Source organism: Roseateles subflavus (genome assembly GCF_030285365.1).
Lineage (GTDB): Bacteria > Pseudomonadota > Gammaproteobacteria > Burkholderiales > Burkholderiaceae_C > Roseateles_B > Roseateles_B subflavus.
Genome location: NZ_JASVDS010000002.1, coordinates 1040830 through 1053243, shown reverse-complemented (window position 1 = coordinate 1053243; position 12414 = coordinate 1040830). Strand labels below are relative to the sequence as shown.

General features: G+C 71.2%; 10 protein-coding genes. 4 read left to right on the top strand and 6 right to left on the bottom strand.

Annotated elements, in window-relative coordinates:
* Window positions 1–12 precede the first annotated feature (12 nt).
* Genes QRD43_RS10455 through hemC form a run of 3 tightly spaced genes read right to left on the bottom strand, consistent with a single transcriptional unit; the run spans window position 13 to window position 2937 of the window.
* Entirely contained in the window at window positions 13–1185 is a 1173-nt protein-coding gene (locus QRD43_RS10455; protein ID WP_285982404.1) for a uroporphyrinogen-III C-methyltransferase, read from the bottom strand.
* Between the two features lie 20 nt (window positions 1186–1205).
* Entirely contained in the window at window positions 1206–2018 is an 813-nt protein-coding gene (locus tag QRD43_RS10450; RefSeq protein WP_285982403.1) for a uroporphyrinogen-III synthase, read from the bottom strand.
* Window positions 2011–2937, bottom strand: a complete 927-nt coding sequence (gene hemC, locus QRD43_RS10445) for a hydroxymethylbilane synthase (protein WP_285982520.1) — start codon at window positions 2935–2937, stop codon at window positions 2011–2013. The genes QRD43_RS10450 and hemC overlap by 8 nt, the downstream gene beginning before the upstream one ends.
* A 199-nt stretch (window positions 2938–3136) precedes the next feature.
* On the opposite strand from hemC, the gene ppc reads away from it, so the two are divergent.
* Entirely contained in the window at window positions 3137–6013 is a 2877-nt protein-coding gene (ppc, locus tag QRD43_RS10440; protein ID WP_434063851.1) for a phosphoenolpyruvate carboxylase, read from the top strand.
* 28 nt (window positions 6014–6041) lie between these two features.
* Here the strand turns inward: ppc and QRD43_RS10435 are convergent, their stop codons facing one another.
* Both QRD43_RS10435 and QRD43_RS10430 read right to left on the bottom strand, forming a co-directional pair.
* Window positions 6042–6854, bottom strand: a complete 813-nt coding sequence (locus tag QRD43_RS10435) for a LytR/AlgR family response regulator transcription factor (protein WP_285982402.1) — start codon at window positions 6852–6854, stop codon at window positions 6042–6044.
* Between the two features lie 12 nt (window positions 6855–6866).
* Window positions 6867–7952 (bottom strand): sensor histidine kinase, encoded by a 1086-nt coding sequence (locus tag QRD43_RS10430; protein ID WP_285982401.1) that lies wholly within the window; start codon window positions 7950–7952, stop codon window positions 6867–6869.
* Window positions 7953–8057: 105 nt separating this feature from the next.
* On the opposite strand from QRD43_RS10430, the gene argH reads away from it, so the two are divergent.
* Entirely contained in the window at window positions 8058–9455 is a 1398-nt protein-coding gene (argH, locus tag QRD43_RS10425) for an argininosuccinate lyase (protein ID WP_285982400.1), read from the top strand.
* Window positions 9456–9462: 7 nt separating this feature from the next.
* Here argH and QRD43_RS10420 read toward each other — a convergent pair whose 3' ends face one another.
* A complete protein-coding gene (locus QRD43_RS10420) occupies window positions 9463–10185 on the bottom strand; it encodes a PEP-CTERM sorting domain-containing protein (RefSeq protein WP_285982399.1) in 723 nt (240 codons plus the stop codon).
* A 235-nt stretch (window positions 10186–10420) separates the two neighbouring features.
* Between QRD43_RS10420 and QRD43_RS10415 the strand changes: the two genes are divergently transcribed.
* Both QRD43_RS10415 and dinB read left to right on the top strand, forming a co-directional pair.
* Window positions 10421–10930: a hemerythrin domain-containing protein gene (locus tag QRD43_RS10415; protein WP_285982398.1), complete on the top strand. Its 510-nt coding sequence runs from the start codon at window positions 10421–10423 to the stop codon at window positions 10928–10930.
* A 147-nt stretch (window positions 10931–11077) separates the two neighbouring features.
* Entirely contained in the window at window positions 11078–12316 is a 1239-nt protein-coding gene (gene dinB / locus QRD43_RS10410; RefSeq protein ID WP_285982397.1) for a DNA polymerase IV, read from the top strand.
* The last annotated feature ends 98 nt before the right edge of the window (window positions 12317–12414 follow it).

Genomic DNA, 12414 nt, shown 5'->3' with positions numbered 1-12414 from the left:
GACCCGCCTCCCTCAGCGCCCAGCCGCGGCCAGGGCCGCCAGGCTGTCGTCAGGACGCGGCACCGCCACCTGGCGCGCCTGGCCCTGGACCTGGCGCAACAGTTCGGCGGCGGACTGCGCCTTGCGTGAACGCATGTCGAAATAGCGGTCCAGCAGGGCCAGCACCTCACGCAAGTCAGCCTGTGCCGTGTCGTACTGGCGGCTCAGCAGCGCCAGACGGGCGTTGAGCAGGCGCAGCTTGAGGTTCTCCCGCAAGAAGTAGCCCTGCTCGGGGGTGATCAGCGCGGCTTCCGGATGACTGATGCGCGTCACGCGGACCAGCGATTTCGTTTCCTGCCAGACCTGGGTGCTGAAGTCCTTCCAGCGGTCCTGCGCCAGGCCCCACCAGGCATCCCAGCCTTCGGCGGCCGAGGCGGGCTTGGCCGGTGCCGGGCTCGTCTTGCGGGCCTTGGCATCGAGGCGCGCGTCAGGGCGCATGTCCGGGCGCATCTCCGGCCGGGGCTCGCCCTCGGCCATCGCGGCGCGCTCCGGCACCGACAGCAGCGGCAGCTCGTCCGCCAGGCGCGCCACCTCGTCCAGCTTGATGCCCAGGCTGGCCACGTCGACCACGCTCACCGCCTTCACGCGGTCGAGGTCACGGATGACGGCACGACGCACGCCCTCCAGGCGGGGCTGCTTGTAGCGCTGCAGGCGTTCGTCCGCCTGCTTGAGCGCCGACACCAGGGGCTCCGCGCTCCCGGTGATGCTGGTCTGCTGCAGGGCCACGCGCAGCGACGCCTCGATGTCACCCAGCACGTTCTCGTCCCGAGAGCGGGACATGGACTGGATCAGCTCCTCGAGCTGCCCGCGCTGCAAGGCGACTTCGGCGAGGCGCGCATCGAGCAGCGTGAGCTTGGCGGCGGTTTCCTGGGCAACGTCCTGGGCGCGGGTGGCCATGACGCGGGCGTCCGTGGCCTGCGTCTGGCTCTGGTCCTGGCGGCGCACCAGCTCCTGCTCCAGCTGCCGGACACGGCTGTGGCCCTGCCACGCCAGCGCGAGCGCGCCGAGCGACAGCACGCCCAGCGACATGAGGACCAGGGTCAGCGAACCCGGCGTGCCGGCACGGGCCGGCACTTTCTCGGGCAGCACGGAGGCGCTCTCGGGCTCGGAAGCCGGGGCGCTGCGGGGGATGTCTTGCTCGCTCACAGTGCCGCGGATTGTAGGGTTCAGTCCCAAGGCCCCTGCAGGGCCGCGGCGACAGCGTCGGCGTCCGGTCGCGTCAAAACCACATGCCCGACGCCCAGCTGCTGCGCGCGCTGCGCAATGCGCTCATGCGTGGCGATGGCGCAGGCCCGGGACCAGTCCACCGGGCGCCCGGCCAGTGCGGGCAGGTGGTCGATGGCCTCGGCGCTGCTGAAGAGCCAGACATGGGACTGGGGCGCGTCCAGGGCCCGGTCGAGCACGCCCCGCTCCGGCGGTGTGAGCTGCGGCGCGGCGCGCCGGTAGACGCTGATCGCGTCCACGATCGCGCCCGCCTCCCGGAGGCGATCGGCCAGCCATTCCCGGCCCCCATCACCGCGCACCATGAGCGCCTGGCGCCCCTGCCAGTCATTCGAGGCCAGGACGGGCCACAAGTGCTCGGAATCCAGGCTGCTCGCGTCGGCCGGCGGCTGTCGCAGGAGGGCGGCCGGCACGCCCTGCTGCAGGAGGGCCTGTGCGCTGCCGGGCCCGACCGTGGCGGCCAGCGTGCCCGCCGGCCAGGGCACGCCGGGAGGGCGTGCCGCAAAAAAGTGCTCGACCGCGTTGGGGCTGACGAACATCAGCAGCGACTGCGCCGGCAGCCGCCGCCAGGCCTCGCGGGCAGGCGCCGGATCCAGCGGGGCGATGTCCAGCAGCGGCAGGACGTCGCAGGGCACGCCCAGGCGGGCCATGCGTTGCACCCACTCCTGGGCCTGCGCGCGCGGCCGGGTCAGGATGAGACGCCGCGGCGGCGGCAGGCCTGCCGGCCCGTCGCCCGCCGGCGTGGCGGGATCAGGCACAGCGGAGGTAGTCCTCGGCGCCCTGGACTCGCAGGGCCTCGGCGGCCTGCAGGCCCAGCGCTCGCGCACGGCCTTCATCGGCCGGCTGGCCCTGCACGCGCGCCTTCAGCAGCGGGCGCTCGGGCTGCTCGGGATGGCCCAGGGCCACATCCAGCACCAGCACACCGTCCTGCCAGCGGGCGTGGGCCGCCAGCGGCATGGAACAGCTGCCGCCGAGGCTGCGCGAGACCGCGCGCTCGGCCTGCGTGGCCAGCCAGGTGGGAGCGTCTGTCAAGGTGGACAGGGCCTGGGTCAGCGCGGTGGCGTCCGCGCGCACCTCCAGGCCCAGCGCGCCCTGGCCGGCGCAGGGAATCATCTCGTCCAGGGCGAAGCACGAGCGGATGCGCTCGCCAAGGCCGAGGCGCTTCAGGCCCGCGGCCGCCAGCACGATGGCGTCGTAGCCGCCCTCGTCCAGCTTGCGCAGGCGCGTGTCGAGGTTCCCGCGCAGGGGCTCGATGCGCAGGTCGGGACGCAGGTTCTTCAGCTGCACCACGCGGCGCAGGCTGGAGGTTCCGACCAGCGCGCCCGGCGGCAGCTCGGCCAGGTTCGCGTACTTGCCGGACACGAAGGCATCGCGGGGGTCTTCGCGCTCGAGGATCGCCACCAGCGCAAAGCCCTCGGGCAGGTCCATGGGCACGTCCTTGAGCGAATGCACCGCGAGCTGCGCACGGTCTTCCTCCAGGGCCGTCTCCAGCTCCTTGACGAACAGGCCCTTGCCACCCACCTTGGACAGCGTGCGGTCCAGGATCTGGTCACCGCGGGTGGTCATGCCCAGGAGTTCCACGGTGGCCCCCAGGCGCTGCTCCAGCAAGGCCTTCACGTGTTCGGCCTGCCAGAGGGCGAGCCTGCTTTCGCGCGTCGCGATCACTATCTTTTCCATCATGGTGGGATGCTAGCGCAGCGCCGTGGTCCGCCCGCCACGATGCGGTCAAAGAAACTGATAAAGTCAAATGAACGTAACTTGGTTACATTGCTGAAATGGGGCTGAACAGCGCCCAGCAAGGCAACCGGGCTACGCTTCCTGACCCCCAAGCCCCGCGTTCCGGCCTCGCTGCCGGGGCGCCAACCCGCGAGCCGCCATGCCTGCCCGACCCGCCCGTCCCGACGCCTCCGCACGAGCCCCCCGTTCCGCCGCCAGCCACAAGACCGGCAAGACGGCGACGCCCCGGACCCCCACCCGTCGCGAGGCCGAGGACAAGAACCAGCCGCTGATGGACGACATCCGCCTGCTGGGCCGCATCCTCGGCGAGGTCATCCGCGAGCAGGAAGGGCGCGAGGCCTATGAACTCGTCGAGCGCGTGCGCCAGCTCTCCGTGGCCTTCCGCCACAAGCGGGATGCCCAGGCCGGCAAGAGTTTCGACAAGCTGCTCAAGAGCCTCTCGGGCGAGCAGACGGTCAGCGTGATCCGCGCCTTCAGCTACTTCTCGCACCTGGCCAACATCGCCGAGGACCGCCACCACGTGCGCCGCCGGGAGATCCACGAGCGCGCCGGCAGCCTGCAGGCCGGCTCGCTGGCCTACTGCATGGAGCGACTGCACGAGGCCGGCGTTCGGCCCAACGAGGTGGCCAAGACGCTGCAGCACGGCTTCATCTCGCCCGTGCTGACCGCCCACCCGACGGAAGTGCAGCGCAAGAGCATCCTGGATGCTGAACGGGCCATCGCCGAGCTCGTCGAGCAGCGCGACCGCCTGCAGACCGAGCGCGAGAAGCGCGACAACGAAGGCCTCATCCGGGCCCGCATCACCCAGCTGTGGCAGACGCGCATGCTGCGCTACTCCAAGCTCACCGTGGCGGACGAGATCGAGAACGCCCTCTCCTATTACCACGCCACCTTCCTGCGCCAGATCCCCAAGCTCTACGGCGAGCTCGAGGAGGCCCTGCCCGGCCACGAGCTGAACAGCTTCCTGCGCATGGGCCACTGGATCGGCGGCGACCGCGACGGCAACCCCAATGTCACGGCCGCCACGCTGCGCCACGCCCTCAAGCGCCAGAGCGAGGTGGCCCTGCGCCACTACCTGACCGAGCTGCACGAGCTGGGCGCGGAGCTGTCCATCTCGGCCCGGCTGGCCCAGGTCAGCCCGGCGATGCAGGCGCTGGCCGAGCGCAGCCCGGACCGCAACGAGCACCGCATGGACGAGCCCTACCGGCGCGCCCTGACCGGCATGTACGCCCGCATGGCGGCCACGCTGCACGCGCTGACGGGCACCGAGGCGCTGCGCCACGCGGTCGCGCCGCAGGACCCCTACCTCACGCCCGAGGAACTGCTGACGGATCTGCGCGTGATCGCGGATTCGCTCAAGACGCACCACGCCGAGGCCCTGATCGCGCCGCGCCTGAAGCCCCTGATCCGCGCCGTGCAGGTCTTCGGCTTCCATCTGGCCACGCTGGACCTGCGCCAGAGTTCGGACCAGCACGAGCTGGTGATCGCCGAGCTGCTGGCCACCGCGCGCGTCTGCCCGGACTACGCCGCGCTCGACGAAGCGGCCCGCCGCCAGCTCCTGCTGGGCCTGCTGAACGACGCCCGGCCGCTGCGCGTGGTCGGTGCCGAGTACAGCGAGCGCTGCCAGGGTGAGCTGGCCATCTTCGAGGCGGCCCGCGAGGCCCTGCAGCGCTTCGGCCGCGAGGCCATCCGCCACTACATCATCAGCCACACCGAGACCGTGAGCGACCTGCTCGAGGTCCAGCTGCTCTTCAAGGAAGTGGGCCTGCTGCGCGGCGTCCTGGACGGCGAGGCGGTGAGCGACCTCATCGTGGTGCCGCTGTTCGAGACCATCGGCGACCTGCGCGAGGCGCCGCAGATCATGGGCGACTTCTATGCCCTGCCCGGCGAAGCCGCGCTCGTGAAGCGTTCCGGCGCCGAGCAGGACGTGATGCTGGGCTACTCCGACTCCAACAAGGACGGCGGCGTCTTCACCAGCAACTGGGAGCTCTACCGCGCCGAGATCGCGCTGGTGGGCCTCTTCGACCAGCTCAAGACGCGCCATGGCATCACGCTGCGCCTGTTCCACGGCCGCGGCGGCACGGTGGGCCGCGGCGGCGGCCCGAGCTACCAGGCCATCCTGGCCCAGCCGCCCGGCACGGTGAACGGGCAGATCCGCCTGACCGAGCAGGGCGAGGTGATCGCCTCCAAGTACGCCAACCCCGACATCGGCCGGCGCAACCTCGAGACGCTGGTCGCCGCCACGCTGGAGGCCACGCTGCTGCACCCGACCAAGAGCGCGCCCAAGTCCTTCCTCGACGCGGCCCAGCAGCTCTCGGACACCAGCTTCGCGGCCTACCGCGGCCTCGTCTACGAGACGAACGGCTTCGCCGACTACTTCTTCTCCTCGACGCCCATCCGCGAGATTGCCGAGCTGAACATCGGCTCGCGACCGGCGTCACGCAAGGCCACCCGCGCCATCGAGGACCTGCGTGCCATCCCCTGGGGCTTCAGCTGGGGCCAGTCCCGCGTGGCCCTGCCCGGCTGGTGCGGCTTCGGCTCCGGCGTGGCGGCCTTCCTGGACGCCGACCCCGCCCAGCGCGACGCGCGCCTGGCCCTGCTCAAGCGCATGCACAAACAGTGGCCCTTCTTCCGCACCCTGCTGTCCAACCTCGACATGGTGCTGGCCAAGACCGATCTGGGCCTCGCGCAGCGCTACGTGGACCTCGTCGAGGACCGCAAGCTGGGCAAGCGCATCTTCGCGGCCATCGAGGCGGAGTTCCGTCGCACGCAGGAGGCCGTCGCGCTCATCACCGGCGAGAAGCACAACCTGGCCAGCAACCCGGCGCTGGCCCGCTCCATCGCGCACCGCTTCCCCTACATCGACCCGCTGCACCATCTGCAAGTGGAGCTGATGCGCCGCTACCGGGCGATCCCGGTCGAGAAGCGGACCGAGGACCCGAGCATGGAGCGCGTGCAGCGCGGCATTCATCTGTCCATCAACGGGATCGCCGCCGGCCTGCGCAACACGGGCTGACGCGCGGCGCCCCGGCCGCGGGAGCCGCTCAGCCGGCGGCCAGGGCCTCGCGCACGGCCGCCACCTGCCGGCGCGAGACCGACAGCCAGTCGTCCACCGGCGCCACGCGCACCGCCCAACCCTCGCTGGCGTCGGCATCGGCATCCGGGGCCAGCGAGGCCGGCGGCCGCCCCAGCTCGCGCAGGGCCCGACGCGCCACCAGGGCATTGCGGTGGATGCGCAGGAAGCGCGGGCCCAGGCGCTGCTCCAGCTCCGAGAGCGAGCCCTCCATCAGGTGGCTCTGCCCGGCCGTGCGCACCGTGAGGTACTTCAGCTCGGCCTTGAAATACAGCACCTCGGCCAGCGGCACGCGGATCAGACGGCCTCGCTCGGTGATGGTCAGGAACTCGCCGTCCGGCAGGGCCTCGGCCTCGGCCTGCGCGCTTTGCCAGGTGGCGGCGGCATGGCGCTCCAGCAGGCGGCCCCGTGCACGCTCCACCGCCGCCTGCAGCCGCTCGCGGCGCACCGGCTTGGTCAGGTAGTCCAGGGCCTCGATCTCGAAGGCCCGCAGCGCGTGCTCGGCATGCGCCGTCACGAAGACCACGATGGGCCGATGCGGCACGGCCTCCAGCGCCTGCGCCAGCTGCAGGCCGTCGGGGCCCGGCATCTGGATGTCGAGGAAGACGAGATCGCAGACATGCTCCTTCAGCCAGGACAGCGCCTGCCCGGCGGAACCCGCCTCGCCCAGCACCCGCACCGGCAGCCCGGGCAGGCCCTCCAGCAGGCCGCGCAGGCGCAGTCGGGCCAGGGGCTCGTCGTCGACGATCAGGGTCCGCAGGGGCGTGTCACCGGTCGAGGTCATCGCAGGGCAGTGTCAGGATTGCAGGGGCAGCAGGATCTTCACCACATAGCGCCCGGGCTCGGCATGGAGCTCGAACTGGGCGGCCACATCATGCATCAGCAGCAGGCGCTCGCGGACGTTGTCCAGGGCCAGCCCGTGCCCGGGACGCGAGGGCCCGGGACCGACGCTGTTGCTCACCCGCAGCTCGACCTGCCCGCCGCGGCGGCGCGTCAGCACCTCGATCTCGCCGCCGTCGTCATTGGGCTCGACGCCATGCCGCACGGCGTTCTCCACGAGCGGTTGCAGCAGCAGCGGCGGCACGCGGGCGCCATCGGCCTCGGGGTCCAGCCGCCAGTGCACGCGCAGGCGCTCGCCGAAGCGGATCTGCTCGATCTCCAGGTAGCGGCGCGCCAGCTCGATCTCCTCGGCCAGGCTCACGGCGGCGCCGTTCTCGCTGAGGGCCACGCGGAACAGCTCGGCGAGGTCCTCCAGCACCTTCTCGGCGCGCTGCGGGTCCAGCTGCACCAGCACGATGGCGGAGTTGAGCGTGTTGAACAGGAAATGCGGCCGGATGCGCGACTGCAGCTCCACCAGCTGCGCCAGCGCCGCGGCGGGACGCTGCCAGCGCTGGCGGCTGTGCAGCCACATCCACAGCGCCGACGCCACGCCCGCGCCGGTGAGGGCCACGGCGCCGAAGCGGAACAGGCTGCCGGATTCGCCCGAGGCCTCGTTGAGCAGGCGCCAGGCGGCGGTGGCGCACAGGGCACCGAGGCCCGCCAGCACCAGCCACTGGCCCGCACTGCCCAGCCGCGCCAGCAGGTGCTTGCCGGCGCACACGAGCACCAGCCAGGCCAGCACGGCCGTCATCGACACGAAGCTCGCACTCGCCAGCTGCAGCAGCCACTGCTCAGCGTCAGGCGCCTGCAGCGCGATGCCCGCCGAGAGCACCAGCTGCACGCCCAGCACGGCGCGCAGGGCCAGGCCCATGTGGCAGACGTCGAAGAGCTGCGCCCGCCGCGCGGCGTCCTCGATCCGCAGGGCCGCGGGGGCCGACGCCGGCAGCACCGGCGGCAGCAGGGTCGTGCCGGGATCGAGCGAGGACGGAGGCGGCTGCTTCATGAGCTTCGAAGGCTGGGCGGATCGCAGTCTTTAGAATCGACGGCCATTCTCCCCCAGCCCAGGGGCCGCTTCGCCCGGAGCCCGCCCGTCGCCTTGCAACAAACCATGTCCGACAACCAACTCGCCAACAAGTCCCAAGCCTGGTCCGCGCTGTTTTCCGAACCGATGAGCGAGCTGGTCAAGCGCTACACCGCCAGCGTCTTCTTCGACAAGCGGCTCTGGAAGGCGGACATCGAGGGCAGCCTGGCCCATGCCGAGATGCTGGCCGCCCAGGGCATCCTCAGCGCCGAGGACCACGCCGCCATCCAGCGCGGCATGGCGCAGATCCGCGAGGAGATCGAGGCCGGCCGCTTCGAATGGAAGCTCGATCTCGAGGACGTGCACCTCAACATCGAGGCCCGCCTGACCGAACTCGTGGGTCTGGCCGGCAAGCGCCTGCACACCGGCCGCAGCCGCAATGACCAGGTCGCCACCGACGTGCGCCTGTGGCTGCGCAGCGAGATCGACGAGATCGCCGTGCTGCTGAACGCCCTGCAGCTGGCCCTGGTCGACGTGGCGGAGAAGAACGCCGAGACCATCCTCCCGGGCTTCACCCACCTGCAGGTCGCCCAGCCCGTGGCCTTCGGTCACCACCTGCTGGCCTATGTGGAGATGTTCGCCCGCGACGCCGAGCGCATGGCCGACGTCCGCCGCCGCGTGAACCGCCTGCCCCTGGGCGCCGCCGCCCTGGCCGGCACCAGCTACCCGCTGGACCGCGAGCGCGTGGCCCGCACGCTGGGCATGGAGGCCGTGTGCCAGAACAGCCTGGACGCCGTCTCCGATCGCGACTTCGCCATCGAGTTCAGTGCCGCCGCGGCGCTGGTGATGGTGCACGTCTCGCGCCTGTCCGAGGAGCTGATCCTGTGGATGAGCCAGAGCTTCGGCTTCATCGACCTCGCCGACCGCTTCTGCACGGGCTCGTCCATCATGCCGCAGAAGAAGAACCCCGACGTGCCCGAGCTGGCCCGCGGCAAGAGCGGCCGCGTGGTGGGCCACCTGATGGGCCTGATCACGCTGATGAAGGGCCAGCCCCTGGCCTACAACAAGGACAACCAGGAAGACAAGGAGCCGCTGTTCGACACCGTCGACACGCTCAAGGACACCCTGCGCATCTTCGCCGAGATGGCCGCCGGCATCACGGTGAAGCCCGAGGCCATGGAGCGCGCCGCCATGCGCGGCTACGCCACGGCCACGGACCTCGCCGACTACCTCGTCAAGAAGGGCCTGCCCTTCCGCGATGCGCACGAAGTCGTGGCCCACGCGGTCAAGACTGCCATCACGCAGGCCCGCGACCTCTCGGCCCTGAGCCTGGAGGAGCTGCAGGCGTTCGATGCGCGCATCGAGGCCGACGTCTTCGAGGTGCTCTCGCTGCGCGGCTCGCTCAATGCCCGCAACATCCTGGGCGGCACGGCACCGGACCAGGTGCGTGCCCAGGTGGTTCGCCACCGGGCACGCCTGGCCTGAGGCCCGTTCAGGCCTGACGGCGGCGGCGCAGCGGCAGCAGCGCCAGCGCCAGGCCGGTCAGCGCCAGGCTGCCAGGCTCCGGCACCTGGGCCACGGTGGGCGCAAAGGTGCTGAACAGGCTGGAGATGTGGGTGTGGTTCATGTCGGCCACGTCCATCAGGCCCGAGAAGTCGTAGGTGGTGGCGTCGGTGTCCAGGAACATGAAGAACGAGGACTTGTCAGCGCCCAGGCCCACCATCGCGCCGAGGTCGTTCAAGTGCTGGAAGTTGAAGTTGAAGGCGGCGCTCTGGGTCCCGGTGAAGCGATGGGCATTGACCGGCGCGACGTCGCCCGAGCCGTCGTTGCGCCAGTTGACGAGGTACACGCTCGTGAAGAGATTGCCCAGGCGGAAGCTGCCGATGTCGTCCGCCGAGCGGGCGTCGCTGAAGACGCGCCAGTAGAAGTCCACCGTGCCGTCGATGGACCGCACCACGCGGGACTGCAGGCTGCCGCTCACCGTGCCGTTCGTGCTGGAGAAGCTGAAGGCATCGGTGCGGTCCTCGATGATGGTGCCGGCCAGCTGCGGCTCGGCTGCGCTGCTGGTGCCCGCGACCAGGGCCACGGTCGCGCCTTCCAGCAGCACATCGGCGTGAGAGAGGCTCGGCACCGCCGCCGCCGCCGCCGCGAGGGCCAGGGCGCCGCCAAGGTGCTTGAACAGGGGCTTGTGAGCCTTCAGAACTTGATCGGTCATGGAAACCTCCTGGGGTTGGGAACTTGTGTGGCTCGAACCTTAGGACCGATCGGCCCGCAGGCGTCCCCCTAGCTTCACAAGCTGCCCCGCAATCAGGGGGCATCGGCGTCGTCGCCGGCCGAGGGGGCGGACGGCGCTCCGGATCCTTGATCGACCGCAAGATTCCCGCGAGCCGGCGGCCTGTGACGCGGCGCGCGATGCGGCGCTGTCAGGTGGCTCAGGTATCGTTCGGGCCATGAGCCTGATCACCTGGACCCCCGAGCTCGCGCTGCAGCACGCCGAGCTGGACGACACCCACGAGGAATTCGTGGGTCTGCTGAACGACTTCTCCACGGCCCTCGCCAGTGGCGGTGACCCCATGCCCGCCTTCGAGGCCCTGCTGGCCCACACCGAGGCGCATTTCGCCATGGAGGAGCGCTGGATGGCGGCCACGGGATTTGCCCCTGAGAACTGCCACAGCAAGCAGCACCAGATGGTGCTGGACACCCTGCGTGAGGTGCGCCGCTACGCTCTGGAGCTCCAGGACCTCGAGCCCATGCGCATCATCGGCCCGGAGCTGGCGCAGTGGTTCCCGGCGCACGCCGAGATGATGGACGCCGCCCTGGTGTTCCACATGCAGCAGGTCGGCTACGACAGCGCCACGGGCGCGCTCACCAAGCCCGAGGCGAGCGAGGCCACGGCCCTCCAGGCGGCGCAGGCCGCCCAGCCCATCACCTCCTGCGGCAGCAGCAGCTGCGGGCATTGAACGAGCACTGAGCGGGTACTGAGCGGGCACTAGAGCCGACACGGACCGGGGCCCGGTTCGCGCGCGGAAGGCCCTCCGCAGCGGACGTCGTGGCATAACGCCCGCTCCTGACACCCGCTGTCAGCGCCGGGCGCGACAATGCGGTGCATGCAGGACTCCGAGCGCCTCACGGACGCCAGCGCGCCCCCTCGGCGCTGGATCGCCCATCTCGACATGGATGCGTTCTACGCGTCCGTGGAGCTGCTGCGCTACCCGGAGCTCAAGGGCCAGCCGGTGGTGATCGGCGGGCGCCGCATGCACGCGCCGCGCACACGGGAGGACGGCAGTCGCGAGTACGCCCGGCTGCGGGACTACACCGGCCGTGGCGTCATCACCACCTCCACCTACGCTGCCCGCGCGCTGGGCGTGCACTCGGGCATGGGGCTGATGAAGGCCGGCCTGCTGGCGCCCGACGCCATCCTGCTGCCGACCGACTTCGACGCCTACCGCCACTACTCGCGCGTCTTCAAGGCCGCCGTGGCCCAGATCGCCCCCGTGATCGAGGACCGCGGCATCGATGAGATCTACATCGACCTGAGCGCCGTGCCGGGCGTGCACGAGGCCGTGGGGCACGACCCGCTCGGCGGCGTGCGCGCCGTCGCCCGCGAGATCAAGAACAGCGTCACGCGGGCCACCGGGCTGAGCTGCTCCATCGGCATCACGCCGAACAAGCTGCTGTCCAAGATCGCGTCCGACCTCGACAAGCCCGACGGCCTGACCGTGCTGACGATGGAAGACCTCCCCGACCGCATCTGGCCGCTGCCGGTGCGGCGCGTCAACGGCATCGGCCCCAAGGCGGCGGCCAAGCTGGAGACGCTGGGCATCGAAACCATCGCGCAGCTCGCGGCGGCGGCCCCCGCGCTGCTGCTGGAGCGATTCGGGCGCAGCTACGGCGCCTGGCTCCACGAGGCCGCGCACGGGCGCGACGAGCGGCCCGTGGTGACGCACAGCGAGCCGGTGTCCATCAGCCGCGAGACCACCTTCGAGCGCGACCTGCACGCCCGCCATGACCGCGAGCAACTGGGCCGCATCTTCACGCAGCTGTGCGAGCAGCTCGCCGCCGACCTCCAGCGCAAGGGCTATCTCGGCCGCACCGTCGGCATCAAGCTGCGCTTCGAGGGCTTCCGCACCGTCACGCGCGACCAGACCCTGCCGCTGCCCATCCAGGACGCCGCCGCCATCCGCCAGGCGGCCGGCCAGTGCCTCAAGCGCGTGGACCTGAGCCAGCGCCTGCGCCTGCTGGGCGTGCGCATGGCCTCGCTGAGCCGGCCCGGCGACGCCCTGCCGCCCCCGGCCAGGAATCCACGCCCGAGTCAAGCGAAGCCGGAGAACCTGTCGCTGTTCTGACCCCCCGGGCTTGCCGGCTGGTCGCGGCCGCGGCGGCTCGCTATCCTGCCGGCTGGACCCCGATCGCCCCGGCTGCCAGCGGCAGGGCGACCCGGAGC